Annotated in this window: 1 protein-coding gene; it reads right to left on the minus strand. The window is 46.2% G+C overall.

Annotation, left to right across the window (positions count from 1 at the left end; translation table 11 throughout):
- Positions 1–303 (minus strand): ISAs1 family transposase (locus MO867_RS22900; RefSeq protein ID WP_252473439.1); only part of this gene is annotated, 303 nt, incomplete at both ends.

The raw sequence follows: 303 nt of genomic DNA on the forward strand, positions 1-303 counted from the left end.
TAAGACCGTGCCATTGCTCTTTACCTTCGAGCCAATCAATACTGCTAGTAGAGAGGCATTTTCTGGATTCTACTCGGCCTCGGTTCACCTCTTCTACACAATCAGTGTCGACCTGCTTGTGGTGCTGCATATCGAATAAATTATTAAAATACCTGGTAATTTGCTGATACAGTTTGTCCTGATTGCCCTTCACGGCAATCGCATAGTCGCCGCCTCGTTCGATAATCTTCTGGGTGATCGTTTTCTGGCAGCCCATGGCGTCAAGCGTAATAATCGCACCATTGAGATCAAGAACCTCCAGTA

The sequence above is a fragment of the Microbulbifer okhotskensis genome, assembly GCF_023895975.1.
In the GTDB taxonomy this organism is placed as follows: Bacteria; Pseudomonadota; Gammaproteobacteria; order Pseudomonadales; family Cellvibrionaceae; genus Microbulbifer; species Microbulbifer okhotskensis.